The sequence below is a fragment of the Agrobacterium sp. 22-214-1 genome (genome assembly GCF_053522465.1).
Genome location: NZ_JBNWCK010000009.1, coordinates 131,276 through 155,189, shown reverse-complemented (window position 1 = coordinate 155,189; position 23,914 = coordinate 131,276). Strand labels below are relative to the sequence as shown.

The window sequence follows — 23,914 nt, the reverse complement described above, 5'->3', positions numbered from 1 at the left end:
GGAGAAGGTGGCCCGAAGGGTCGGATGAGGGGGCAAGCTCTCCGCACATCTCTGCCGTCGCCCCCTCATCCCGCTGCCGCGGACTTCTCCCCGGCGGGGAGAAGAAGCAAGGGGCATCCGCTCGCTCCAACTGACGAATCTCAGGATGGAGACATCATCTTCCACCTTCTTTCCTCTCCCGGTGACTGCTAAAGCGTAGGTTCATAAACCTGCAGCCAAACAATCACCGGGGTTCCCATGAGCGATATCGACCGAAGCCGTGCCCAGCAGCTGATGCGGGAAGCGGGCATCGACGCGCTGGTGCTTTTCCAGCCCGAAGCCTTCCGTTATGCGGTCGGCGCCCATGCCGGTGTCGCGACCATGTGGGGCAGGGCGGGTTCGGTAATTGCGTTGGTGCCGGCCGATGCCGATGCGCCGCTTGCCGCTGTCGCCAGCGATCATGCCGCTCCGCTCGTCAGGAAGGCCGCGTCGGATATCGATCTGCGCTGCCATCGCATCTGGATCGATATGGTCGATCTGTCGGGCGTCGAAACCATCGCGCAGGTGGGCGATGCCTATCGCCGCAACAATTCCGGTGGTCCGAGGCCGGAGACGTTCGATCGTACTGCCTGTTTCGGCCTGCTGGCCGACCTGCTGCGGGAGCGTGGGCTGTCGGCGGCGCGTATTGGCGCAGACCTCGAATTCATGCCCGCCGCCGATTTCTTGGCGCTGCGTCAGGCGCTGCCTGATGTCGATTGGCTTGACGGATCGGCCGTGCTGCGCCGCCTGCGCGCCGTGAAATCCGAGCGCGAGATCGAGCTTCTGAGGCGCGCGGCGACGGCTGCGGAGGCCGGGCTGGTCGCGATGGCCGATGCCGTCAGGCCTGGCGCGGCGCTCGGCGGGCTTTCCGCCGCCTGGAAGGCCGGCGCACAGGCCCATGCCGCGAAATCCGGGTTTTCACTGAGCAGCCATTGGGACTACATATCCGTCGGACCCGCTTTGTCGGATATGGCGGCGGTTGTCACGCCGGGTGCGCTCATCAAGGCCGATGTCGGCACGCTGGTCGATGGTTATTCATCGGATGGCGCGCGGAGTTTTTCGTGGGGGCCGGTCTCGCCGCTGGCCGCCGATGTGTTCAGCGCGTTGGGAGCGGCCTTTGCCAGCGGGCTCGAAGCGATTCGTCCCGGCAATACATTCGGTGCTGTGCACGCCGCCATGCTGGCCTCGATGCGCAGGCAAGGTTTCACCGAATATTATCGCGGCCATTTCGGCCATTCCGTCGGCGGTGGCGTGGGCATCGAGGAATGGCCGTTCTTTTCCCATGACAATCCGGAAATCATTCTTCCCGGCATGGTCGTGGCGCTCGAAGCGCCGTTTTATGGCGAAGGGCTGGGGGCGCTGATGATCGAGGACCAGTTCCTCGTCACCTCCTCCGGCGCGGAATGCATGAACAGCCTGCCGCGCAGCCTGCGGGATTTATCGGCGGACTGAGCGCCGGATCAGAGGAAATCGTCGCGGCGCGGGGTAAAGCAGTCGATCAGCTCGCCCTCTTCCAGACACAGGCAGCCGTGCTCGATATGGCCGGGAATGACGAGGCTATCGCCCTTCTGAAGATCGTAGGCCTCGCCGTCGCGGTAAAAGCGGAAGCTGCCGCTGGCGACATAGGTGGATTGCACATGCGGATGGCTGTGCAGCCTGCCTTCGGCGCCGGTCTTGAAGCGGAAGGAGACCACCATCAGTTCCGGCGCTTCGGAAAGCACGGTGCGCTCCACGCCATCGTCGGGGGAAACGGTGGGGAAGGTGGGAAGCTGCTGCATATCGTTCTCCTCAGTCATGCAATGCGGTTTAAACGGGCAATCTCAGCGCGGCGCGCGCAACATGGATCGATAACGCGTCTGGCTGCTTTTCAGGTGGCTGCGCATGGCGTTGCGCGCCGCCTCCTCGTCGCCGTCCTGTATCGCGATCAGGATCGCTTCGTGTTCACCGACGAGCCGGGCGAGATCGGCGGGCGAAAGCACGGTTTCCGTGCCGTTTTCGGCCACGGCGCGGCGCGGAATGAGAGTGGGGCCGAGCACCTGCAGAAACTCGCTGAAGCGGGGATTGTTGGTCGCTTCGGCAATGGCGAGATGGAAGGCGAAATCGGCCTCCGCTGTCGGCACGCCCTTAGTGGCGCTGGCGCGGAAGGCATCGAATGCCTCGATGATCTTTTCCTCCTGCGCCGGCGAACGGCGAATGGCGGCAAGACCGGCGGCGTCACCTTCAACGGCGGTGCGCAATTCCAGCATTTCGATCAGCGACGAGACACGTGCGAGATCGACATTGTGGAAGGGACGCCGCTCAGTGGGTGCGGGTTCCAGTACGAAAACACCCGCGCCCTGACGCGGCTCGACCAGACCGTCGGATCGCAGCGAGGCGATTGCCTCCCGCACCACGGTACGGCTGACACCGAATTCCTGCGTCATCTGCGCCTCGGAGGGCAGGCGTTCGCCCGTCTTGTAACGGCCCTTGGCGATCTGGCTGCGGAGTTCCTCCGAAACCTTCACCACAAGCGTTCTGCCTTGTGGAGCTGCCGGTTCGGAACTTGTCGCTTTTGTCATCTTGGTCGCCGTTCTAAAAAATGTCGGTTGCGTGCACCGTTCCTCGATACGTCATTCGCGGCCTAGCATGCAATCCCGCCTTTTTTAGCGGGAAAGGTCCGTGCGACATTTCACGTCTCCTTGAAGATCGGGTTGTCGACAAACACGCCACCCTGAAAGCGGACTACCGCGTCGCTCGGGTCCGGTTTGGGAGCTGTCCGGGCGATGTGCTCCCGGAAGGCCTCGGCATTGTCCTTCGGTTTCCATCCCAGAAAGCCGAGATGCGAATTGTCCCACCAGCTCGCATCGTTGGCGGAGGCCCCCCAGACGACCGGGCAGCCGAGAACGGGTGCGCGGAACGCCGCTTCGATCAGCGACACGAAATCGTCATGCGAAAACCAGGTGGACAGCATGCGGTAATTGGTGGGTTCCGGCGTGCAGGAGCCGATGCGCACAAGCGCCGTCTCCTGGCCGAATTTCTCGAAATACAGGCGGGCGAGGTTTTCGCCGAAACATTTGGACACGCCGTAAAGCCCATCCGGGCGGAAGGGAACGTCGGGACCAAGCCGTTCGGTCTGGGGATAATAGCCGATCGTATGGTTGGAACTGGCGAAAACAATTCGCGGCTGGCCGTGGGCGCGGGCTGCCTCGTAGAGATTATAAAGCCCGATGATGTTGCCCTGGAGGATTTGTTCGAAAGGCTTCTCCACCGATATGCCGCCGAGGTGGACGATGCCGTCGCAACCGGCAACCATGGCGTCAACGGCGTCTGCATCCGCAAGGTCGCATTGCATGCATTCCTCGTTCGGGCCTGCCGGATCGAGCGGGGCGAGATCGGCAAGGCGAACGATCTCGGCCATCGATGCAAGGCGTTTGCGCATAACGCGGCCAAGCTGGCCCGCAGCACCGGTAACAAGAAGCCGTTTCATTGCCATTCTCCCTCAGCGTTGCACGTCCCTGGCGTGGTCGAGATATGCCTATGCCTCTTGACCTTGTCATACAGATCGTACAAAAAGCGGATAACATATATTATGTGCCATACGCAACAATCATGAAGGATGAGTTTGATGTTGACCGTCGAAACAAGGCAGGCCGTGAACCCGGAATATGCAAAAACGCTGGATACCGAAGGGCTCCGCCGGCATTTCCTCGCCAACGACATGTTTCGTTCCGGCGAAATCAGGCTGATCTACACCCATTATGACCGCTTCGTGATGGGCGGTGCGGTGCCGAACGGTGCGCCGCTGACGCTGGACAAGGTGGAGGAGACCAAAACGCCGTCCTTCCTCGACCGGCGTGAGATGGGTATCGTCAATGTGGGCGAGACCGGCACGGTCAGCGCCGGCGGCGAGACCTATACCCTCAATCGCGGCGATGTGCTTTATCTCGGTGCAGGCAGCGGCGCGGTGACCTTTGACGGGGCAGGGCGATTCTATATCACCTCCTGCCCGGCGCATCGCAGCCTGCCGGCGAAGCTCGTGACGCTGGCTAACAGCAAGGAGGTCAAGCTCGGCGCGACCGAAACCTCCAACAAGCGGACCATCAACCAGTTCATCCATCCGCTGGTCATGGAAAGCTGCCAGCTAGTGCTGGGGTATACGACGCTGGAGGACGGCTCGGTCTGGAACACCATTCCTTCCCACATTCACGATCGCCGCATGGAGGCGTATCTCTATTTCGGCATGGATGAGAAGTCGCGCGTGCTGCATCTGATGGGTGAGCCGCAGGAAACCCGGCATCTGTTCATTTCGAATGAAGAGGGTGCGATTTCACCGCCCTGGTCCATCCATTCCGGTGCCGGCATCGGTTCCTACACCTTCATCTGGGCCATGGCGGGCGACAATGTCGACTATACCGACATGGACTTCATCCAGCCGGGGGACCTGAAATGAGAAATCCGTTTTCGCTTCAAGGGCGTAAGGCGCTCGTGACAGGCGCGAATACCGGTCTTGGCCAGGCGATTGCGGTGGGGCTCGCCGCAGCTGGTGCGGAGGTGGTCTGCGCCGCGCGCCGCGCACCGGATGAAACGCTTGATATCATCGCGAAGGATGGCGGCAAGGCGAGCGCCCTGTCGATCGATTTCGCCGATCCGCTGGCGGCGAAGGACAGTTTCGTCAATGCCGGCTTCGATATTCTCGTCAACAATGCCGGCATCATCCGCCGTGCCGATTCCGTCGAGTTTTCCGAACTCGACTGGGACGAGGTGATGGACGTCAATCTCAAGGCGCTGTTTTTCACCACCCAGGCTTTTGCGAAAGAGTTGCTGGCGAAAGGCCGGTCCGGCAAGGTGGTCAATATCGCTTCGCTCCTCTCCTTTCAGGGCGGCATTCGCGTGCCGTCCTATACGGCGGCGAAACATGGCGTCGCCGGCCTCACCAAGCTTCTGGCGAATGAGTGGGCGGCGAAGGGCATCAATGTGAATGCGATTGCGCCCGGCTACATCGAAACCAACAATACCGAGGCGCTGCGCGCGGATGCGGCCCGCAACAAGGCCATTCTCGAGCGTATTCCGGCCGGCCGCTGGGGCCATTCCGACGATATAGCCGGGGCGGCGGTTTTCCTTGCCTCGCCGGCGGCGGATTATGTGCATGGCGCCATTCTCAATGTCGATGGCGGCTGGCTGGCACGTTGATCTGTTACAGATTTCAACAATTCATCATACAACATGTATGATGAATTGTTGACAAGCATGCGGCAACCGGGTTAGGTGGCTTCCAGTCAATGAATTTGCAAAGGAATACCAAACATGAACCCTGAACAAATCAAGGCGGCGCTCGGCTCCGGCCTGTTGTCTTTCCCGGTCACCCATTTCGATTCCGAGGGCCGTTTCGCCCAGGACAGCTACAGGGCGCATGTCGAATGGCTTGCCGGTTACAAGGCGCCGGTGCTGTTTGCCGCCGGCGGCACGGGTGAGTTCTTCTCGCTGAAGCCGGATGAAATTCCGACCATCGTTTCCGCCGCCAAGGATGTGGCCGGTGAAACCGCCATCGTTTCCGGCTGCGGTTACGGCACCGAGATTGCCGTCGATATCGCCCGCTCGGTCGAAAAGGTCGGCGCGGACGGTATCCTGCTTCTGCCGCATTATCTCATCGATGCGCCGCAGGAAGGCCTTTACGCCCACATCAAGAAGGTGTGTCAGTCGGTCGGTATCGGCGTCATGGTTTATAACCGCGACAATTCCGTGCTGCAGGCCGATACGCTGGCTCGTCTTTGCGACGAGTGCCCGAACCTCGTCGGCTTCAAGGACGGCACCGGCGATATCGGTCTCGTTCGCCAGATCACCGCCAAAATGGGTGATCGCCTGATGTATCTCGGCGGCATGCCGACGGCGGAACTGTTTGCCGAAGCCTATCTCGGCGCCGGTTTCACCACCTATTCCTCGGCTGTCTTCAACTTCGTGCCGGGCCTCGCCAATGAGTTCTACGCCGCCTTGCGCGCCGGCGAACGCGCCACCTGCGAGCGTATCCTGACGGAGTTCTTCTATCCGTTCATGGCGATCCGCAACCGCGCCAAGGGTTATGCCGTCTCCGCCGTCAAGGCCGGCGTTCGCCTGCAGGGCTTCAACGCCGGTCCGGTGCGCGCGCCGCTGAAGGACCTGACCAATGAGGAAATCGGCATGCTCGACGCCCTGATCGGCACGCACAAGCGCAAAGCCTGATTTGGAGGCCTGATCGAGACAAGCGGGAGGGGAGCCATGAAGATCACAGCGGTGCGCACGCATCTGCTCGAACATTGCCTGGACACGCCGTTCGAAAGCGCATCCATGCGTTTTGATCGCCGCGCCCATATTTTGGTGGAAATCGAATGCGACGACGGAACCGTCGGCTGGGGCGAATGCCTCGGCCCGGCGCGGCCCAACGCCGCCGTGGTTCAGGCTTACTCAGGCTGGCTCATCGGCCAGGACCCGCGTGAGACCGAGAAGATCTGGGCCGTGCTTTATAACGCCCTGCGCGATCAGGGCCAGCGCGGCCTCAGCCTTACCGCCCTGTCCGGCATCGATATCGCGCTGTGGGACATCAAGGGCAAGCATTACGGTGCTTCCATCTCGATGCTGCTCGGCGGGCGCTGGCGCGAAAGCGTGCGGGCCTATGCCACCGGCAGCTTCAAGCGCGATGGCGTCGACCGCGTTTCCGACAATGCCTCCGAGATGGCGGAGCGCCGGGCGGACGGCTTTCACGCCTGCAAGATCAAGATCGGCTTCGGCATTGAGGAAGACCTCCGCGTCATCGCCGCCGTGCGCGAGGCGATTGGGCCGGATATGCGGCTGATGATCGACGCCAATCACGGCTATACCGTCACCGAAGCCATCGCGCTCGGCAACCGCGCCGCCGACTATGGTATCGACTGGTTCGAGGAGCCAGTGGTTCCCGAACAGCTCGATGCCTATGCCCGGGTGCGGGCCGGACAGCCGATCCCGGTTGCGGGCGGCGAGACCTGGCACGGGCGTTATGGCATGTGGCAGGCGCTTTCCGCCGGCGCCGTGGATATTCTCCAGCCCGATCTCTGCGGTTGCGGCGGCTTTTCCGAAACGCAGAAGATCGCGGCGCTCGCCACGTTGCACGGTGTGCGCATCGTGCCGCATGTCTGGGGCACGGGCGTGCAGATTGCCGCCGCCCTGCAATTCATGGCGGCGATGACGCCCGATCCGGTGCGGGTCAATCCCATCGAGCCGATCATGGAATTCGACCGCACCTATAATCCGTTCCGGCAGGCCGTGCTGAGCAAGCCGATAGAGGCGATAAACGGCGTCGTCACGATCCCGAACGGCCCCGGCCTCGGAATAGAGATCAACCGCGACGCATTGCTTGAATTCAGGATGCCAGACCCGTGAGCGAACTTGTCAGAAAACTGAGCGGCACAGCGCCTCGGCCCGCTTTCCCGAAAGGCGCCGTCGATACGCAGATGCATCTCTATCTGCCCCACTATCCCGCCCTGCCGGGTGGACCGGGCCTGCCGCCGGGCGCTCTGCCCGGACCGGAGGATTATCGCAGCCTCATGCAATGGCTCGGCATCGACCGGGTCATCATCACCCAGGGCAACGCCCATCAGCGCGATAACGGCAACACACTCGCCTGTGTCGCGGAAATGGGCGAGGCGGCCCGCGCGGTGGTCATCATCGATGCCGGCACGAGCGAAAAGGACATGGAAAAGCTTGCCGCCGCAGGGGCCGTCGGTGCGCGTATCATGGATCTGCCGGGTGGCGCGGTGAACCTGTCCGAGCTGGAAGCCGTGGACGAGCGCGCGCATGCGGCCGACTGGATGGTGGCGGTGCAATTCGACGGCAATACGCTGCTCGATCACCTGCCGCGCCTTCAGAATATCCGCTCGCGCTGGGTGTTCGATCACCACGGCAAGTTCTTCAAGGGCATCAAAACCGATGGCCCGGAAATGGCGGCGCTTCTGAAACTCATCGACCGCGGCAATCTCTGGTTCAAGTTCGCCGGCGTCTACGAAAGCTCACGCGAGAGCTGGCCCTATGAGGACGTCGCCGCCTTTTCGCGCGTCATCGCCGCCCATGCGCCGGAGCGCATCGTCTGGGGCACCAACTGGCCGCATAATTCCATCCGCGAGACGGCGGCCTATCCCGACGATGCCCGCCTTGCGGAACTCATACTCGGCTGGCTGCCGGATGAAGCGGCGCGGCATCGCGCGCTGGTGGAAAATCCGGAAGCGCTGTTCAAGCTGCCGCCAGTCATGGCGGCATAGGTCAATCCGGGATGGCTGGGGAAGGGAGGTCCCCATCATCCTTTTAAAGTGAAAGGTCTTTGCATGCCGGCCCGGATGGGCGTGAAAAATCGGTCCGATAGCCTTGGAGGGGCTGGATCGTTTCAACAATGGAGGAGGAAAGCATGAAAAAGATTGCAAGCATGATGTGCGTCGCGATGGGGATCGCGCTCGCCGGTGTTTCCGCCAAGGCGCAGGAAATCACCCTGCGTTCGGCCGATATTCATCCCGACGGTTATCCGACGGTCGAAGCCGTGAAATATATGGGCGAGCTTCTGGCCGAGCGCACCAAGGGCCGCATCAAGATACAGGTCATGAACAATTCCGTTCTCGGCGGCGAGAAGGATACCATCGAGCAGACCCGCTTCGGCGTCATCGACATGAACCGCGTCAATGCCGCGCCTTTCAACAATCTGGTCAAGGAAACCACCGTTCTTGGTCTGCCTTTCCTGTTCCGCTCGACGGAGCACATGCACAACACGGTTGACGGCCCGATCGGCGATGAGGTTCTGGCGGCCTTCGAACCGCACGGCCTCATCGGTCTCGCCTTTTACGATTCCGGCGCGCGGTCCTTCTACACCACCAAAAAGCCCATCGAAAAACTCGCGGACCTGAAGGGCCTGAAAATCCGCGTGCAGCAGTCGGATCTGTGGATTTCGATGATGCAGGCCTTTGGCGCCAACCCGACGCCGATGCCGATGGGCGAAGTCTATTCCTCGCTTGAAACCGGTGTCGTCGACGGTGCGGAAAACAACTGGCCCTCTTACGAATCCGCCCGTCACTACGAAGTTGCGAAAAACTATTCGCTCACGGAACATTCGCTGAACCCGGAAATCCTCGTCATTTCCAAGGTCTCTTACGACAAGCTCTCTCCGGAGGATCAGGAGCTCTTGCGTCAGGCGGCCAAGGATTCCGTCGGCAAGATGCGTGAACTCTGGAGCGCCCGCGAAAAGGCATCGGAAGAAAAGGTCCGCGCCGGCGGCGTCAACGTCATCAAGGTCGACAAGGAGGAATTCGCTGCCGCGATGGGTCCCGTCTACGACAAGTTCGTCACCGATCCGAAGATGAAGGACCTTCTGGAGCGGGTGAAAGCGGTCAAGTAATGCGCGGAAAACCGGCCCTGGGAACAGGGCCGGTTTTCTTTTGTCGCCGTTGACGCGGAGGAACAGACAATGCGAAATTTCATGCGGGCCATTCGCCCCTTTCTCGGCGCGCTCAGTCACGCGTCGCTTTATATTGCCGGTATCGGCATGATCGCCATGACGCTTATCGTCGGCTGGCAGGTCTTTGCGCGGTATATTCTGAACGATTCACCCAGCTGGTCGGAGCCGCTGTCGCTGCATCTCATGTCATGGTTCATCATGCTGGGGGCGGCCGTTGGCGTGCGCGAAAGCGTGCATCTGGGGCTGGATATATTGCGCTATATGATGCCGCCACGCGTGCAGAAGGGAATGGACCTTACCAGCCTTGCCCTGATCTTTTTCTTCGGCGCCGGCATGGCCTGGTATGGCACCTCGCTTTCCATGGGCACATGGACGGCGACGATCCCGGTTCTCGGCTGGCCGGGCGGCACGGATTTCTTCCCGCTGATCGGCGGCGGTTTCCTCATCGCGCTGTTTGCGGCTGAACGTTTCGTCGATCTCGCCATCGGCGAGGAAATTGCGGCCGACGTGATCGTGCAGGAGGCCGCATAAATGGCTTACACCATTCTCTTCGGGGTCTTCACCCTGCTGATGCTCATCGGCACGCCGATAGCATTTTGCCTTGGCATCGCCTCTTTCGCCACGGTTCTTTATCTCGGCTTGCCGCCCATTGTGGTGTTTCAGCAGATGAATTCCGGCATGAACGTGTTTGCGATGATGGCGATACCGTTTTTCATCTTCGCCGGCGACCTGATGGTGCGCGGCGGCATCGCCCATCGCCTCATCCGCTTTGCGGCCGGTCTCGTCGGACACCTGCGCGGCGGTCTCGGCCAGGTCAACATCGTGGCCTCGACGCTGTTCGGCGGTATTTCCGGCTCGGCCGTGGCCGATGCCTCGGCCGTCGGCGGGCTGATGATCCCGCAAATGGCCAAGCGCGGCTACGACAGGGACTATGCGGTCAATGTCACGGTCAATGCGGCCATCATCGCGCTGATGATACCGCCCTCGCATAATATGATCCTTTATTCGATTGCGGCGGGCGGCAATGTTTCGGTGGCCGATCTCTTCACCGCCGGCATCGTTCCGGGTTTCCTGCTTGCAGCGGCGCTGATGGTGACGGCCTATATCGTTGCCCGGCGCAAGGGCTATCCTTCCGAGCCGTTCCCTGGCTTCTCGAAGCTGATGTATTATCTCCTGGCCTCGTTCCCCGGCATCCTGTTGATCGGCATCATCTTCGGCGGTGTGCGTTCGGGCATCTTCACCGCGACGGAAAGTTCCTGCATCGCGGTTCTCTACGCCTTCCTCGTTGCCATGCTCGTCTACCGCGAGCTGGACTGGAGCGGTTTCGTGGAGGCGGTGATGGGTGCGGTGCGCACGACGGCCATGGTTTTGCTGGTCATCGGCACGGCGGCGTCCTTCGGCTGGCTGATGGCCTTCCTGCAGGTGCAGACGCTGATGATTGCCGCAATCAGCGCGATTTCGGACAATCCGATCATCGTGCTGCTCGTCATCAATGTCATCCTGCTGCTGCTCGGCACCTTCATGGATATGGCGCCGATGGTCATCATCTCCACGCCGGTGCTTCTGCCCGTGGTGAAGGCCTTCGGCATCGACCCCGTGCATTTCGGCGTGGTGATGATCCTGAACGCCGGTATCGGGCTCAACACGCCGCCGGTCGGAACGGTGCTTTTCGTCGGCTGCGCGGTCGGCGGCATATCGATACGGGAGGCCATGCGGACGATCTGGCCGTTCTTCGGAGCCAGCATCGCGGTGCTGCTTGCCGTCACCTATATTCCGTCGCTGTCCCTGTGGTTGCCGTCATTGTTCCGGTAATTCCAGCGCTTTCAAACGAGAAGGCCCCGCTATGCCGGGGCCTTTTCCGTTTCAGTGGCAAGCAGCCTCTGCTGCTCGTGTTCGTCAAAGGCCATGAGATTGCCATGCCGGCTGCGGCGTATGCGGTTCATATGGTCGCGCGGGCTTAACCCTAATGTCCGTTTGAACATGCGTGAGAAATAATAGGGGTCGCCATAGCCCACTTCGGCGGCCGCTGCCGTAACCGAAAGCCCTGCCTCGAGAAAATGCATGGCGCGTTCCATGCGTTTGAACTCCTGATATTTCCTTGGCGTCCGTCCAACCCTCTTCTGAAATTCGCGCAGAAAATAATCGCGATTATAGGGAGCCGCCTCGGTCGCCCGGCTGGCAATGTCGGGGTCCAGCGGATTGGCCGAAATCATGGTGATCGCCTTCATCACCGCAAGGTCGAGGCCTTCCGTGCCCTCCGGCTGGAAACTCGGGCGGTCGACCCATCCGAGGAAGGCGTCGTCGATGAAGGCGATGAGAAGCACCATAAAGAGATGGTGCTGGCCAAGCGTGACGGAGGAGGGCGGGGCGCTCTGCCGGTAGTGGCGCACCAGCGGTTCCAAGAGCGGCCAGCGGCTCAACTTCACTTTCGGCTTCAGGTCCATCTGCGCGATCAGGTTGTGGCGGCCGTAAATATCCAGCGTGAAATGCTGCGCCACGCCGCGATAGGTGACGGCCTGCTCGTTCCAGCCGACAAAGCGCTGCCCCCGGAAAATCAGCATGGCGTCACCGGGTTCCAGCACTCGCGCCTCGCCGTCGACGAGATAATGCCCGCGCCCTTCCAGGCAGATGATGAGATCGTCCACCTGGTTGGATTTGTCGATCTGCCAGGTGCGCGAATGCTCCATCTTGATCGTTGCGCGCGTCAGGTTGAGGTTGAGCGCCGCAGGCGGAACGGACGACAGAATGCCACCTTCGATTTCGTCCATCTTTTTCCTCGTCTTTGTTAATTCACCTTGGCGCGGAAATTTGGTTTTGTCACCGCATAAATTGCTTTTACGAACCGTATCAATGAGGGAGGAGATCGGTCGCGGCGAGAAATTGCGCCATCACGCGCCTGCCGCCTGCCGTTCCGGGAGAATCACTTGTACGAAATTGTATTCTGTCATTCGCGTTCCACTGGGACGCGGGGAGGAGCATTATGAAATCTCAGCGCTTCCTCGGGCTGGGATATCTGACGCCTTATATCGTCGGGCTTCTGGTCTTCACGGCCATCCCGTTCCTCGGCTCGCTCTATCTCAGCTTCACCCGTTACGATCTGATGAGCGATCCCAGCTGGGCGGGACTGGCCAATTACGAGCGGCTGTTCACCCGCGACCGCACGTTTATGAAATCGCTGAATGTTACCCTGTTCTACGTGTTTCTGACGGTGCCGCTGAAGCTTGCCTTCGCGCTGTTCATTGCGGCCATACTCAATTACAAGCTGCAATTCATCAACTTCTTCCGCACCGCCTTTTACGTGCCGTCCATTCTCGGCGGCTCCATCGCGATTGCGGTTCTGTGGCGCTACATATTCGCAAGCGAGGGGCTTGCCAATATGGCGCTGGCCGCCATCGGCCTGTCGCCGGTGGACTGGTTCGGCGATCCGGGCAACGCACTTTTCACGATCACGCTGTTGCGCTGCTGGCAGTTCGGTTCGGCCATGGTGATCTTTCTCGCCGCCCTGCAATCCATCGACAAGTCGCTTTATGAGGCCGCCGCCATCGATGGCGCAGGCAAGGTGAGAACCTTCTTCTTCATCACGCTGCCGCTTCTGACGCCGGTAATCTTCTTCAACCTCATCATGCAGATGGTTCAGGCATTCCAGGAGTTCAACGGGCCTTACATCATCACCCAGGGCGGGCCGCTGAAGTCCACTTATCTCTTGCCTCTTTACATCTACGACGAGGCTTTCAAGAAGTTCAACATGGGCTATGCCTCCGCCATCGCCTGGGTGCTCTTCACCATCATCACCGTGCTGACCCTCGTGGCCTTCTGGTCCTCGAAGAAGTGGGTCTATTACGCCGGCGACAAGCGGAACTGATGCCATGACCGATATCGCAACCCTGAACGACATGCAGGCGGCCCGCCGGGCGCGGCTGAGACTCGTCTCCACCTCGGTCCGCTACGTGCTTCTCTTCGCGGTCGGCCTCATCATGCTCTATCCGCTGATCTGGCTCGTGGGCGCAAGCTTCAAGACCAATTCGGAAATCTTCTCCGGCGCCGGCTTCATCCCCGATAATCCGACGCTGGACGGCTATATTCGCGGCTGGGAAACCTCGACGCCCTATACGTTCGGCCGGTTCTTCTGGAATTCGTTCCTGATCATCCTGCCGAAAGTCATCGGCACGGCGATTTCCTGCACCATGGCGGCCTATGCCTTTGCCCGCTTCGATTTTCCGCTGAAGAAGATCCTGTTCGGCTCGGTCATCGCCATCCTGCTGCTGCCGAATGTCGTCACCCGCATTCCGCAATATATCCTGTTTCGCGATCTCGGCTGGCTGGACAGTTTCCTGCCGCTCTGGGTGCCCTCGGCGGTCGCCGGCGATGCCTTCTTCGTTTTCATGCTGGTGCAGTTTCTGCGCTCATTGCCATCGGACATGGAAGAGGCCGCCCGGGTGGATGGCGCCAACAGCCTGCAGACGCTGATTTACATCGTCGTGCCGATGCTGGCTCCGGCGCTTATCTCGGTCTGCCTGTTCCAGTTCATGTGGACGATGAACGACTTTCTGGGGCCGCTGATCTACCTGTCCTCGGTCGACAAATATCCGGTGAGCCTGGCGCTCAAACTCTCCATCGACACCACCGAAGCCTTCGAATGGAACCGCATCCTGGCGATGTCGGTGCTGACGATCGCGCCTGCGCTGATCGTGTTCTTCGCGGCGCAACGGTATTTCATTGAAGGGATCTCGTCTGGCGGGGTCAAGGGCTGAAAATGGCAAGCGTACAACTTAAAAATCTCGAAAAAATCTATGGCGGCAGCTTCAAGGCCGTGCACGGCATCAATCTTGAGGTCGAGGATGGTGAGTTCATGGTGTTCGTCGGCCCTTCCGGCTGCGCCAAATCCACGACATTGCGCATGGTGGCGGGGCTGGAAGAAATTACCGGCGGTGAAATCCTGATCGGCGACCAGCGCGTCAACGACCTGCCGCCCGGCAAGCGCTCCATCGCCATGGTGTTCCAGAATTACGCGCTTTATCCGCATATGAAGGTGCGCGGCAATCTCGCCTTCGGCCTGAAGATCGCCGGTGTCGCGAAGCCCGAGATCGAAAAGGCAATCGATAATGTCGCGCGCATTCTCGAAATCGAGCCGCTGCTCGACCGTCTGCCGAAGCAGCTTTCCGGCGGGCAGGCGCAGCGTGTGGCGCTTGGCCGCGCGCTCATCAAGAAGCCCGGCGTGTTCCTGTTCGATGAACCGCTGTCCAATCTCGACGCCAAGCTGCGGGCCTCCATGCGGGTGCGCATCACCGATCTGCATCGCCAGTTGAAGGCGGAAGGCCTGTCCTCGACGGTCATTTACGTCACCCATGACCAGACGGAGGCCATGACCATGGGCGACCGTATCTGCGTCATGCAGGCGGGTCGCATCATGCAGGTCGCGACACCGAAGGAGTTGTATAACCACCCCGCCAATCTCTTTGTTGCCGGCTTTATCGGCACGCCGGAAATGAACCTGGTGGATGTGGCAATCGACGGCGCTGAGTTCGTCATCGCCGGCCAGCGGCTGCCCATCGGCGCGCATCTGGAGCAACGGCTATCGGCGAGACCCGCGGATGCCGTCATTGGCATCCGCCCGCAGCATCTTGCGCTGGCGGGGGAGACGGATGGCCCGGCGCTGCAGGCGAAACTCACCAATGCGGAATTCATGGGCCACGAGGTCTATCTGCACGCCGATCTCGGCGGCCAGAAAGTCGTCAGCGTCGTTGGCGCGGCCGAATTCGAGGCGCTTGGGCGCGACGGTGTCCTGCGGCTGAAGCCGGACCCGGAGAAGCTGCATATTTTCGACAAGGCCGATGGCCGCAACGTCTCGCTGTGAGGAGGGGACGGGCGTGCCTGATTTTTCGAGGAGGAGAAGAACAATGAAGACGATGACAAGAATGATGGCGATGCTCGCCGGCGCCGCTTATGTGGCGATGGCAACCGCTCCGGCGGCAGGTGCTGCGGAACTGCGCATGTCGTGGTGGGGCGGCGAAAGCCGCCATGTCGCCACCCAGGCGGCCATTGCCGCCTGCGGCGAGAAATATGGCCACACCGTCAAGGGCGAATTCACCGGCTTCGACGGCTATCTGGAAAAGCTCACAACGCAGATGGCCGGCAAGACCGAGGCCGATATCGTTCAGGTCAACTGGCCGTGGCTGCCGCTGTTTTCCAAGAACGGCGAAGGTTTTGCCGATCTGCGCCAGCTGAAGCCGCTCGATCTTTCGCAATGGGCCGAGAGCGATCTGGACGCTGGTTCGATGAACGGCGTGCTGCAGGGGCTTTCCGTTTCCACCACCGGCCGCGTCTTCTTCTTCAACGCCACCACCTTCGAAAAGGCCGGCGTTGAAATTCCGAAAACGTGGGATGAGTTTTTCGCTGCAACCAAGACCATCAAGGAAAAGCTCGGCAAGGACTATTACACCTTCAATGCCGTGAAGGAGACCGCCCAGCTGCTGGTGACGCTGGCCGTTGTGCAGAAGACCGGCAAGGATCTGGTCGATCCCAAGACCAACCGCGTGGCCTGGACGCCGGAGGAACTGGCCGAGGGTATCTCTTTCGTCGGCAAGCTGGTCGAAACTGGCTCCATCCGCTCCCAGAAGGAGGAAGCGGCCGACGGTAACGTCAATCTCTATGAAAAGCCGTCCTGGTCGGAAGGCCGCATCGCCGGATCCTATGAATGGGATTCGACCTATTCGAAATATGCCGATCCGCTCAAGGAAGGACAGGTTCTGAAACCGTTCCCGATGCTGAAGCTTGCCGATGCCGTGACCGAAGGCGTCTATCGCAAACCTTCCATGGTGTTTTCGATCTCGAAAAACTCCAGGAACCCGGAAGCGGCCGCGCAAATCCTGAACTGCCTGCTGAACGAACCGGAAGGCATCGATGCGCTCGGCACCTCACGCGGCCTGCCCGCCTCGAAGGCCGCGGCTGCGCGTCTGGGTGACAAGGGCGAGCCGGAAGTGCGGGCCGCCAACGCCATCGTCATGGCGGCATCGGGACCGGTGGTGTCACCCTTCAACGAACATCCTGAAATCCGCTCGGGCTTCATCGATACGCTCGAGGAATATGCCTATGGCCAGTTGACGGCGGAAGAGGCGGCCGAGCAGATCATCGATACGACCAACGATGTTCTTGCCAAATTCGATTGACGACAATGGCCTGCCGCCTGCATGGCGGCAGGTTCCCTATCCGGCTGCCGGATGATGTGAGGCGTGTCCGCCAAGGGTTTGGCCGGACAGGCACCAAAGACGAGAAAAGAGCATGAACGAACCCCTTATCATCGCGTCTTCGGCGCGAACGGCAGCGCTTTGCCTTGCCGTGCCCGGCGCTCGCTATTTCCTTCCGTCCAAAACGGCATGGCGTTTGACGTCGGCGGATGGCGACGGGCGGCGCGGTGAAACAGCGTCCGTGGTGACGCTGCTGCATGATCTCTCCCCGGATACGCGCTATGTCTTCGAAGCGGAGGGGTTTGAGCGGCTGGAGTTCAGAACCGCCCCCTGTGCCGGGCTTGTCGAGGCTGCGGCGTTCTCCCTCATGCCGGATGTTGCGCTCGATGATGAGACACGTGCGCGCGCCAATGCACAGGCGCTGGAAAGGGCAGTGGCTGCGGTGCCGCAGGGTGGCGCGTTGCGTCTCTCGGCCGGTCTCTGGACAGCCTTTCCTGTTCGCCTGAAAAGCAACATGACCTTCCACCTTGCCGAAGGAGCCGTGCTGCGCGCGCCCTCCAACCGCAGGGGCTGGCCGATCCTGCCTGCCCGCGATGAGGCAGGCCATATGCTTGGAAGCTGGGAAGGCTTGCCGGACGCCTGTTTCGCCGCGCCGGTTCATGCCATCTCGGCCGACAATCTCGTCATCGAGGGCAGGGGCGTTCTCGATGGTTCGGGCGACAGCGGCGATTGGTGGAGCTGGCCGAAAGAAACCCGCGACGGCGCGCGCCGGCCGCGTGGCCTGCATCTCGTTTCCTGCCGGAACACAAACCTGCTCGGTTTCACCATCCGAAACGCCGCCTCCTGGACGATCCATCCGCAGGGCTGCGAAGACTTGATCGCCGCCGGCCTCAGCATCGTCGCACCCCATGACAGCCCGAATACCGATGGTTTCAACCCCGAAAGCTGCCGTAACGTCACGATATCAGGCGTGCGCTTTTCCGTCGGCGACGATTGCATCGCGGTGAAGGCGGGAAAGCGCGGCCCCGATGGCGAGGACGATCATCTCGCGGAAACGCGCGGCATTCGGGTGCGCCATTGCCTGATGCAACGCGGCCATGGCGGGCTGGTGATCGGTTCGGAAATGTCCGGCGGTGTGCATGACGTGGCGGTTGAGGATTGCGACATGGTGGGTACGGATCGCGGCCTGCGCCTCAAGACACGGCGCGGGCGGGGCGGAACAGTCAGCAACATCGCCATGCGCCGGGTCCTGCTGGATGGCGTGCAGACCGCGCTTTCCGCCAACGCCCATTATCATTGCGATGCGGATGGACATGACGACTGGGTGCAGTCGCGAAACCCGGCGCCGGTCGATGGCGGCACGCCCTTTATCGACGGTATTTGCGTGGAGGATGTCGAAATTCGCAATCTCTCCCATGCGGCCGGCGCTTTTCTTGGCCTTGCCGAAGCGCCCATCCGCAACATCGCCATCCGCAATCTCACCATCGTCTCGCGTGATCCTTCGGCCACCGCAACGCCGCCGATCATGGCCGACCGGGTGCGCCCCATGCGCCATGAGGCGATTGTTTTCGAGCAGGCGCATATAGTCTGCGATAATCCCGCTCTGCTGAGCGACGCTTCCGTTTCCATTGTGTCAGATTCCGATTGAGAAAACAGATGAAAGCCACTGAATATTTTGATCAATTCTCCAGTCGCTATAAACATTACAAGGGCGGAAGCTGGTGTTACGAGGATGGATGCGTCTATCGCGGCCTGCAGCAGCTGTTCGAGGCCACCGGCGAGGCGCGCTGGAACGACCATCTGCATCGTCTCGCCGATGCGCAGATAGCGCCAGACGGCACGCTCGCCGGTTACGATCCGCAGGAATATAATATCGATCATATCCTCGCCGGCCGTATCCTCTTTCCCCTTGCGGCGGAAACGGGCGATCCGCGTTACCTCGCTGCGGCGGAACATCTGGCAGGGCAACTGCGCAGCCATCCGCGCATCGCATCCGGGAATTACTGGCACAAGAAGCGTTATCCGCATCAGGTCTGGCTGGATGGGCTTTATATGGGGCTTCCTTTCCAGATCGAATATGCGCAGGCGACGGGCCGGACGGAACTGATCGACGATGCGCTGCGGCAGTTTTCAGCGGCGCTCGCGGCGACGGAGGATAGCGGCGGGCTCTATGCCCATGGTTACGACGACAGCCGCAGCCAGCGTTGGGCCGATCCTCAAAGCGGCAAGTCTCCCGCCATATGGGCGCGTGCGGTCGGCTGGCTCGCCATGGCGCTGGTGGACGCGCTGGCCATCCTGCCGGAGGGCGGCGCGACGGCGGCGCTTCGTAACAAGACGCGGTTGCTTCTGGCCGGCATCATCGCACGGCAGACCCAGACGGGGCTCTGGATGCAGGTTCTCGACAATCCGGGCCTTGCGGGCAATTACGGGGAAACATCTGCCTCGGCCATGTTTGCCTATGCCTTGCTGCACGCAGTGCGGTTGAAGCTCGTGCAGGGCGAAGAGGCGAATGCCGCCCTTTCGGCGGGTCGTCGCGCGCTTGAGGCGCTTCTTGAAACCCGGCTGAAAGCCGATGAAGAGGGCGTGACCCGCCTCACCGGCATCGTGCATGTCGCGGGCCTTGGCGGCTTCGAGGGCAATTATCGCGATGGAACGCCGGAATATTATCTGACCGAGCCGGTGGTGTCCGACGATGCCAAGGGCGTCGGGCCGCTGATGATGGCCTTTGCCGAAAGCCTGCTTCTGGCCAAGCCGCAGGCGCAGGCTGTTTCAGCGGCGTGACTTCACGCCGCCCTTGCGAAGATCACGGTCTGGATCAGGCCCTGTTTCTTGTGGTTGGCAATGGTGATCGTGCCGCCGAAGCGCTCGATGATTTCCCTGGCGATGGCAAGACCAAGACCCACGCCGGGGATTGATTTACGCCGCGCGAGGTCCACCCGGAAGAAGGGTTCGAACACCCGCCCGATCAGTTCCTGCGGAATGCCGGGACCTTCATCCCTGATGGTCACGACGATTTCGCTCTCGTCTCCGGTCAGATCGATATGCGCCTTCTTGCCATGGGTGACGGCGTTCAGGATGAGGTTGCGCAAGGCTCTCTTGAGCGCCAGCGGGGCCGCCTTGATGGTCATGGCGGCTTCCGGCTCAATGAAATCGAGCGCACCCGCATGACCGAGATCGGAAACATCGTTAACGATTTCGCTGAGAAGCGTGCCGATGTCGATCGTCTTGACGCTGTCCTGGCTGACCTCTTCCCGCACCAGAAGAATGGCGCTGTCGGCGATGGCGTCCAGCTCTTCGAGGTCCGCCAGCCATTTGGCCCGTTCCTCGTCGTTCTCGATGAATTCCGCCCTCAGCCGCATGCGGGTCATCGGGGTTCTGAGATCGTGGCCGGCGGCGGCGACGAGGCGCATGCGGCTTTCCATCGCCGCTTTCAGGCGGGTGGCGAGTTCGTTCAGCGCCCGCGCCGTGGCGCGGATTTCGCCCGGTCCGGTTTCCGGCAGGTGCGGCAGCGAACCGTCGGGCCCGATGCTGGCGGCGGCATTTTCCAGCATGTCGAGCGGGCGGGTGATCTTGCTGGCGGCAAAGATCGAAACGGCGGCGCTGCCGAGAATGATCAGCCCGATCCACATGCCGAAAATCTTCCAGCCGCCCGGCGGCGGACCCATATGCGGGATTTCCGCGACCAGCCAGCCGCCTTTTTCCAGCGCGATAGCCGCCACGGGGGCAGGATTTCCCGGCGAGCGGATGACCATCGCGGTGCGCGGCTCTCCGATACGGGCCAGCGCCTTTTCCAGAAATTCCGAAAGCATGCCGTCGAGGTCGCCTTCCGGCGGTTTCTGCTCGGTCTGGAAATAACCGGGCTGCTGCAGGGAAGGATCGCGCTCGGCCATGGTCACGGCAAAGGCGAGGCTGCGGGCCAGCGGCTCGATGGTGGCGTCGGGCGGCGGCGGCTGCAATGTCCGGTCGGCCACAAAAGTCGCAAGCGCGATGACCGCGATGATGGAGACGATCATCAGCGCCGTGATGCGGTTTTTAAGCGAGCTCATCGCGGCACCGGCAGGGTTTTGACCTGAACCGTCATCTGGTAACCGCCATTGCGCACGGTCTTGAAGATCGGCGTTTGCGTGTCGGCGTCCAGCTTCTTGCGCAAGCGGCTCATCAGCACGTCGATGGAGCGGTCGAACGGGCCGCGATCCTTGCCCTGCGTGAGATCGAGAAGCTGATCGCGGGAAAGCAGCCGACCGGGCCTGTCGAGAAAGACTTTCAGAAGATCGAATTCCGCTCCCGTCAAATCTATCTTTTCACCGCTGGCGCGGATGACGGAGCGCTGCTCGGGATCGGCGGTGAAATCCGCAAAACCATAGGCGGCGGATGAGGGGCGGGGGGCTTCCTGCGGTGTGGCGCGGCGCAGCACGGCCTTGATGCGCGCCGTGAGTTCTCGCGGATTGAAGGGTTTGCCGAGATAGTCGTCTGCGCCGATTTCCAGCCCGACGATGCGGTCGACATCTTCCTTCAGCGCTGTCAGGAGAATGACCGGCGTGCGCGGCCGGCGGCCCTGCAGATCGCGGCAGATATCGAGGCCGGAGCCATCGGGCAACATCACGTCGAGCACGATGAGATCGGGATCGGAGCTCGCGATCTTTTCCTCGAACTCACGCCTGTCGGCGGCCATCGACACGCGGAACCCCTGCGAGCCGAGATATTTCGCGAGCAATGTGCGTATTTCCGGATCGTCATCGACGATCAATATATGTGTCACCGAAACTGTCGTCATATCGTCCAACCTTTTGATGCCACTATACATAAGCGCCGAAAAGAAACGGCGGATTTTTGCAACGAAAGCTTTCCGGGGCCGTTCTGGCAACATTCGGTTACAAATAGGCGGTTTGCGGAAGCAGCACGGAAACATTCGGACCAAAGCCGGAAACGCGACGCACCTATCGTCCTTTCATGTTGGAAAACGGAAGGAAGGTAAGATGAGAAACTCGCTACTGGCCACCGCCGTCATCGCGACAGCAATTATCGGCGTTTCCGCCGCCGCGCAGGCAGCGGAAGAGAATGCGCCCGCACCCCAGGCGACCGAACAGGCCGCGCCGCCGCCCGCCAATCTCGATCTCGGCCCGGACATCGGCCTGGATCGCGGTCCGGATGAAAGGCCGCTGCCGCCCCATATGCGCAGAATGCCCGGCCCGGATGTTCTCGGGCTGGCGACGAAGCTTTCGGCGGCCGAAATCTATCTCGGCGTCACGCCGGAGCAGCTCGGTCCATGGCGCGCTTATACCACGGCGCTGATCGATCTCGTTTCCCCCGGTCCGGAGCGCAATCCACCGCCGCCGGTGCAGGGTGAAGGCAAGGCCAAGCCCGAGCCGCGTCTTGCGGGAGAGGAACTGGCAGGCATCATCGCGCAGAAGGCGGAAAAGGCCAAAGCCCTGCAGGACGCGGTTGCGGCGCTGAAACCGAAGCTTTCGCCGCAGCAGGTGCTGAAGCTTGCCGAACTCGAGCGTGCTCTGATGCCGCCTCCGCCTCCCGGCCCGCGTCATGGCCCCGCAGCGCGCGGCGGCTTTGCTCCCCCGCATGGCGATATGAGGCCGCCGGTTCCCGAGGCGGAACGGGGCTGAGGCAACTATTCGAAGTTTCCTCCTTTAATCTGCCCCCCAGTAAAGGAGGAAATCAGCCGGCAACGGCTGGAGCCGGGGGATCGCACGCCTGCGATCCCCCGCGTGATTTTCAAGCAGGAAGATGATGATGAGATATTTCTATCTGGTGCTGGCAACGGCTTTTGGTTTGAGCTTTGCCTGGTCGGTGGCCGTGGCAAAGGACAAGCCCGTGCAACAGCCAGCGGCCAAATCCCGGCAGGATGAACAGCGGCGTCAGCCCACCTGTGCTAAGGATCAGCGCGAAAAGACGGATTCCAGACGTCTTCGCAGCACCTGCCGCAAGGCTGCGGCGCGAAAATCCGCCTCTGCCTATGAATGGATCGAAGCGGACAGGGGTTTCATCCTCGTGAAACACGAGATGACGCCGGTTTCTTCCTTCGAATGAACCGGCTGGACAGGACATCAAGATGAAAACGGCACGCAAGGCAGGCGCATTGCTGGCGGTTGTCGCTCTCGCTGTGGGCGGCTACTGGCTGTCCTCGCAATATACGCGGGCGGCCACACCCGGCTATATCACCGCACCGGTGACGCGCGGCGATATCGAGCAAACGGTGCTGGCGACGGGAACGCTGAAACCCGTTCGCCTTGTCGCCGTCGGCGCGCAGGCCTCCGGCCGCATCACCGCCGTCAAGGTGGCGCTCGGCGATACGGTCAAGACGGGCGATCTGATCGCCGAAATCGATTCCGTTACCCAGACGAACAGCCTGCGCACGGCGCAGGCGGCTCTTGCGAACGTGAAGGCGCAGCGCGTGGAGAAACAGGCGACGCTGCTTCTCAACCGTCAGAGCCTTGCCCGTCAGCAGGAGATGGTGTCGAAGAACGCGGCCTCCCGCGCCGATTTCGAAAGCGCCATCGCGGCGCTCGCCGTCACCGAGGCGCAGATCGAAGCCATCGACGCCCAGATCGAGGAAGCGCAGGTCGCGGTGGAAACGGCCGAGGCCAATCTTGGCTATACCAAGATCACCGCGCCCATCGAAGGCACGGTTCTGTCGATCGTCAGCCAGGAAGGGCAGACCGTCAACGCCACACAATCCGCGCCAACCATCGTCATTCTCGGCCAGCTCGACCGGATGACGGTACGCACGGAAATTTCCGAGGCGGATGTAACGCGGGTCAAGCCGGACCTGCCGGTCTATTTCACCGTGCTCGGCGAGCCGCAGCAGCGTTACGACGCGACGCTTGCCTCGATAGAGCCGGCGTCGGAATCGGTGCGCAGCGATTCCAGCTTCAGTTCTTCTACCTCTTCATCCTCCAGCTCGTCCTCTTCCAGCACGTCGTCCTCCGAGGCGATCTATTATAATGGCGTGTTCGAAGTGCCGAACCCGGACGGCAAGCTGCGCACCTACATGACGGCGGAGGTCCATATCGTTCTCGGCGAAGCGAAGGACGTGCTGACCGTCCCCTCGGCGGCCCTTGGCAGCATGGACAGCGACGGCAGCTATGCCGTGCGCGTGGCCGGTGCCGATGGCAGGGTTTCCGAGCGCAAGGTCGAAATCGGGCTCAACAACAAGGTCACGGCGGAAGTGCGTTCCGGCCTTGCCGAGAACGAGCGGGTGGTGACCGGCGAGCGTTCCACCGACACCACCGCAAACGCCATGCCGGGGCCGGGCGGCCCGCCGATGGGGCTTTGA

24 protein-coding genes are annotated in these 23,914 nt (G+C 61.4%); 18 read left to right on the top strand and 6 right to left on the bottom strand.

Annotation, left to right across the window (positions count from 1 at the left end):
* Positions 1 to 237: 237 nt before the first annotated feature.
* The gene (locus tag ACQZ5G_RS23510) at positions 238 to 1,470 is read left to right on the top strand and encodes a M24 family metallopeptidase (RefSeq protein ID WP_448739006.1); all 1,233 of its coding nucleotides are present in this window, start codon (positions 238 to 240) and stop codon (positions 1,468 to 1,470) included.
* Between the two features lie 8 nt (positions 1,471 to 1,478).
* Here ACQZ5G_RS23510 and ACQZ5G_RS23505 read toward each other — a convergent pair whose 3' ends face one another.
* The 3 genes from ACQZ5G_RS23505 to ACQZ5G_RS23495 all read right to left on the bottom strand — a co-directional run bounded on the left by ACQZ5G_RS23505 (position 1,479) and on the right by ACQZ5G_RS23495 (position 3,484).
* Positions 1,479 to 1,796, bottom strand: coding sequence for a cupin domain-containing protein (locus tag ACQZ5G_RS23505; RefSeq protein WP_003522691.1), 318 nt, complete (start codon positions 1,794 to 1,796; stop codon positions 1,479 to 1,481).
* Positions 1,797 to 1,838: 42 nt separating this feature from the next.
* The gene (locus ACQZ5G_RS23500; protein ID WP_448739007.1) at positions 1,839 to 2,576 is read right to left on the bottom strand and encodes a FadR/GntR family transcriptional regulator; all 738 of its coding nucleotides are present in this window, start codon (positions 2,574 to 2,576) and stop codon (positions 1,839 to 1,841) included.
* A gap of 110 nt (positions 2,577 to 2,686) precedes the next feature.
* Positions 2,687 to 3,484, bottom strand: a complete 798-nt coding sequence (locus tag ACQZ5G_RS23495) for an NAD-dependent epimerase/dehydratase family protein (protein WP_448739008.1) — start codon at positions 3,482 to 3,484, stop codon at positions 2,687 to 2,689.
* Positions 3,485 to 3,622: 138 nt separating this feature from the next.
* Here ACQZ5G_RS23495 and kduI point away from each other — a divergent pair, with 138 nt between their 5' ends.
* From kduI to ACQZ5G_RS23455, 8 genes are all read left to right on the top strand, one after another.
* Positions 3,623 to 4,447 carry a 5-dehydro-4-deoxy-D-glucuronate isomerase gene (gene kduI / locus ACQZ5G_RS23490; RefSeq protein ID WP_065656169.1) on the top strand — a complete coding sequence of 275 codons (825 nt, stop codon included), beginning with the start codon at positions 3,623 to 3,625 and terminating at the stop codon, positions 4,445 to 4,447.
* Entirely contained in the window at positions 4,444 to 5,187 is a 744-nt protein-coding gene (gene kduD / locus ACQZ5G_RS23485; protein WP_448739009.1) for a 2-dehydro-3-deoxy-D-gluconate 5-dehydrogenase KduD, read from the top strand. Before kduI ends, kduD begins: the two co-directional genes overlap by 4 nt.
* A gap of 114 nt (positions 5,188 to 5,301) precedes the next feature.
* Complete coding sequence (gene kdgD, locus ACQZ5G_RS23480) at positions 5,302 to 6,213, top strand: 5-dehydro-4-deoxyglucarate dehydratase (RefSeq protein ID WP_003522686.1); 912 nt, start codon at positions 5,302 to 5,304, stop codon at positions 6,211 to 6,213.
* Between the two features lie 36 nt (positions 6,214 to 6,249).
* Positions 6,250 to 7,386, top strand: a complete 1,137-nt coding sequence (locus ACQZ5G_RS23475) for a D-galactarolactone cycloisomerase (protein ID WP_448739010.1) — start codon at positions 6,250 to 6,252, stop codon at positions 7,384 to 7,386.
* Positions 7,383 to 8,261 (top strand): amidohydrolase family protein, encoded by an 879-nt coding sequence (locus ACQZ5G_RS23470; RefSeq protein ID WP_448739011.1) that lies wholly within the window; start codon positions 7,383 to 7,385, stop codon positions 8,259 to 8,261. Before ACQZ5G_RS23475 ends, ACQZ5G_RS23470 begins: the two co-directional genes overlap by 4 nt.
* 143 nt (positions 8,262 to 8,404) lie before the next feature.
* Complete coding sequence (locus ACQZ5G_RS23465; protein ID WP_448739012.1) at positions 8,405 to 9,382, top strand: TRAP transporter substrate-binding protein; 978 nt, start codon at positions 8,405 to 8,407, stop codon at positions 9,380 to 9,382.
* A 69-nt stretch (positions 9,383 to 9,451) separates the two neighbouring features.
* Complete coding sequence (locus tag ACQZ5G_RS23460; RefSeq protein WP_003522682.1) at positions 9,452 to 9,973, top strand: TRAP transporter small permease; 522 nt, start codon at positions 9,452 to 9,454, stop codon at positions 9,971 to 9,973.
* The gene (locus tag ACQZ5G_RS23455) at positions 9,974 to 11,254 is read left to right on the top strand and encodes a TRAP transporter large permease (protein ID WP_059757073.1); all 1,281 of its coding nucleotides are present in this window, start codon (positions 9,974 to 9,976) and stop codon (positions 11,252 to 11,254) included.
* A gap of 29 nt (positions 11,255 to 11,283) precedes the next feature.
* On the opposite strand, the gene ACQZ5G_RS23450 is transcribed toward ACQZ5G_RS23455, so the two are convergent.
* Positions 11,284 to 12,210: a helix-turn-helix domain-containing protein gene (locus ACQZ5G_RS23450; protein ID WP_448739013.1), complete on the bottom strand. Its 927-nt coding sequence runs from the start codon at positions 12,208 to 12,210 to the stop codon at positions 11,284 to 11,286.
* 212 nt (positions 12,211 to 12,422) lie between these two features.
* Here ACQZ5G_RS23450 and ACQZ5G_RS23445 point away from each other — a divergent pair, with 212 nt between their 5' ends.
* From ACQZ5G_RS23445 to ACQZ5G_RS23420, 6 genes are all read left to right on the top strand, one after another.
* Positions 12,423 to 13,304 (top strand): carbohydrate ABC transporter permease, encoded by an 882-nt coding sequence (locus tag ACQZ5G_RS23445; RefSeq protein WP_020812253.1) that lies wholly within the window; start codon positions 12,423 to 12,425, stop codon positions 13,302 to 13,304.
* A 4-nt stretch (positions 13,305 to 13,308) separates the two neighbouring features.
* Positions 13,309 to 14,193, top strand: a complete 885-nt coding sequence (locus ACQZ5G_RS23440) for a carbohydrate ABC transporter permease (protein ID WP_448739014.1) — start codon at positions 13,309 to 13,311, stop codon at positions 14,191 to 14,193.
* Positions 14,194 to 14,195: 2 nt separating this feature from the next.
* Entirely contained in the window at positions 14,196 to 15,296 is a 1,101-nt protein-coding gene (locus ACQZ5G_RS23435) for an ABC transporter ATP-binding protein (protein ID WP_448739015.1), read from the top strand.
* Positions 15,297 to 15,339: 43 nt separating this feature from the next.
* Entirely contained in the window at positions 15,340 to 16,608 is a 1,269-nt protein-coding gene (locus ACQZ5G_RS23430) for an ABC transporter substrate-binding protein (RefSeq protein WP_448739016.1), read from the top strand.
* A gap of 112 nt (positions 16,609 to 16,720) precedes the next feature.
* Positions 16,721 to 18,274, top strand: coding sequence for a polygalacturonase PglA (pglA, locus tag ACQZ5G_RS23425; protein ID WP_448739017.1), 1,554 nt, complete (start codon positions 16,721 to 16,723; stop codon positions 18,272 to 18,274).
* A gap of 8 nt (positions 18,275 to 18,282) precedes the next feature.
* Positions 18,283 to 19,407: a glycoside hydrolase family 88/105 protein gene (locus tag ACQZ5G_RS23420; protein WP_448739018.1), complete on the top strand. Its 1,125-nt coding sequence runs from the start codon at positions 18,283 to 18,285 to the stop codon at positions 19,405 to 19,407.
* A 2-nt stretch (positions 19,408 to 19,409) separates the two neighbouring features.
* Here the strand turns inward: ACQZ5G_RS23420 and ACQZ5G_RS23415 are convergent, their stop codons facing one another.
* On the bottom strand, positions 19,410 to 20,672 hold the full coding sequence (locus tag ACQZ5G_RS23415; RefSeq protein ID WP_448739019.1) for an ATP-binding protein: 1,263 nt from the start codon (positions 20,670 to 20,672) through the stop codon (positions 19,410 to 19,412).
* On the bottom strand, positions 20,669 to 21,400 hold the full coding sequence (locus ACQZ5G_RS23410) for a response regulator (RefSeq protein ID WP_196248079.1): 732 nt from the start codon (positions 21,398 to 21,400) through the stop codon (positions 20,669 to 20,671). The genes ACQZ5G_RS23415 and ACQZ5G_RS23410 overlap by 4 nt, the downstream gene beginning before the upstream one ends.
* 202 nt (positions 21,401 to 21,602) lie before the next feature.
* Here ACQZ5G_RS23410 and ACQZ5G_RS23405 point away from each other — a divergent pair, with 202 nt between their 5' ends.
* From ACQZ5G_RS23405 to ACQZ5G_RS23395, 3 genes are all read left to right on the top strand, one after another.
* Positions 21,603 to 22,244 carry a hypothetical protein gene (locus ACQZ5G_RS23405; protein WP_448739020.1) on the top strand — a complete coding sequence of 214 codons (642 nt, stop codon included), beginning with the start codon at positions 21,603 to 21,605 and terminating at the stop codon, positions 22,242 to 22,244.
* A gap of 127 nt (positions 22,245 to 22,371) precedes the next feature.
* Complete coding sequence (locus ACQZ5G_RS23400) at positions 22,372 to 22,668, top strand: hypothetical protein (RefSeq protein WP_174057642.1); 297 nt, start codon at positions 22,372 to 22,374, stop codon at positions 22,666 to 22,668.
* Between the two features lie 22 nt (positions 22,669 to 22,690).
* Entirely contained in the window at positions 22,691 to 23,914 is a 1,224-nt protein-coding gene (locus ACQZ5G_RS23395) for an efflux RND transporter periplasmic adaptor subunit (RefSeq protein ID WP_448739021.1), read from the top strand.

Coding starts and splice junctions, on each gene's coding strand:
- ACQZ5G_RS23510 (WP_448739006.1), top strand. CDS start 238: ATGAGCGATATCGACCGAAGCCGTGCCCAGCAGCTGATGCGGGAAGCG.
- ACQZ5G_RS23505 (WP_003522691.1), bottom strand. CDS start 1,796: ATGCAGCAGCTTCCCACCTTCCCCACCGTTTCCCCCGACGATGGCGTG.
- ACQZ5G_RS23500 (WP_448739007.1), bottom strand. CDS start 2,576: ATGACAAAAGCGACAAGTTCCGAACCGGCAGCTCCACAAGGCAGAACG.
- ACQZ5G_RS23495 (WP_448739008.1), bottom strand. CDS start 3,484: ATGAAACGGCTTCTTGTTACCGGTGCTGCGGGCCAGCTTGGCCGCGTT.
- kduI (WP_065656169.1), top strand. CDS start 3,623: ATGTTGACCGTCGAAACAAGGCAGGCCGTGAACCCGGAATATGCAAAA.
- kduD (WP_448739009.1), top strand. CDS start 4,444: ATGAGAAATCCGTTTTCGCTTCAAGGGCGTAAGGCGCTCGTGACAGGC.
- kdgD (WP_003522686.1), top strand. CDS start 5,302: ATGAACCCTGAACAAATCAAGGCGGCGCTCGGCTCCGGCCTGTTGTCT.
- ACQZ5G_RS23475 (WP_448739010.1), top strand. CDS start 6,250: ATGAAGATCACAGCGGTGCGCACGCATCTGCTCGAACATTGCCTGGAC.
- ACQZ5G_RS23465 (WP_448739012.1), top strand. CDS start 8,405: ATGAAAAAGATTGCAAGCATGATGTGCGTCGCGATGGGGATCGCGCTC.
- ACQZ5G_RS23460 (WP_003522682.1), top strand. CDS start 9,452: ATGCGAAATTTCATGCGGGCCATTCGCCCCTTTCTCGGCGCGCTCAGT.
- ACQZ5G_RS23455 (WP_059757073.1), top strand. CDS start 9,974: ATGGCTTACACCATTCTCTTCGGGGTCTTCACCCTGCTGATGCTCATC.
- ACQZ5G_RS23450 (WP_448739013.1), bottom strand. CDS start 12,210: ATGGACGAAATCGAAGGTGGCATTCTGTCGTCCGTTCCGCCTGCGGCG.
- ACQZ5G_RS23445 (WP_020812253.1), top strand. CDS start 12,423: ATGAAATCTCAGCGCTTCCTCGGGCTGGGATATCTGACGCCTTATATC.
- ACQZ5G_RS23440 (WP_448739014.1), top strand. CDS start 13,309: ATGACCGATATCGCAACCCTGAACGACATGCAGGCGGCCCGCCGGGCG.
- ACQZ5G_RS23435 (WP_448739015.1), top strand. CDS start 14,196: ATGGCAAGCGTACAACTTAAAAATCTCGAAAAAATCTATGGCGGCAGC.
- ACQZ5G_RS23430 (WP_448739016.1), top strand. CDS start 15,340: ATGAAGACGATGACAAGAATGATGGCGATGCTCGCCGGCGCCGCTTAT.
- pglA (WP_448739017.1), top strand. CDS start 16,721: ATGAACGAACCCCTTATCATCGCGTCTTCGGCGCGAACGGCAGCGCTT.
- ACQZ5G_RS23420 (WP_448739018.1), top strand. CDS start 18,283: ATGAAAGCCACTGAATATTTTGATCAATTCTCCAGTCGCTATAAACAT.
- ACQZ5G_RS23415 (WP_448739019.1), bottom strand. CDS start 20,672: ATGAGCTCGCTTAAAAACCGCATCACGGCGCTGATGATCGTCTCCATC.
- ACQZ5G_RS23410 (WP_196248079.1), bottom strand. CDS start 21,400: ATGACGACAGTTTCGGTGACACATATATTGATCGTCGATGACGATCCG.
- ACQZ5G_RS23405 (WP_448739020.1), top strand. CDS start 21,603: ATGAGAAACTCGCTACTGGCCACCGCCGTCATCGCGACAGCAATTATC.
- ACQZ5G_RS23400 (WP_174057642.1), top strand. CDS start 22,372: ATGAGATATTTCTATCTGGTGCTGGCAACGGCTTTTGGTTTGAGCTTT.
- ACQZ5G_RS23395 (WP_448739021.1), top strand. CDS start 22,691: ATGAAAACGGCACGCAAGGCAGGCGCATTGCTGGCGGTTGTCGCTCTC.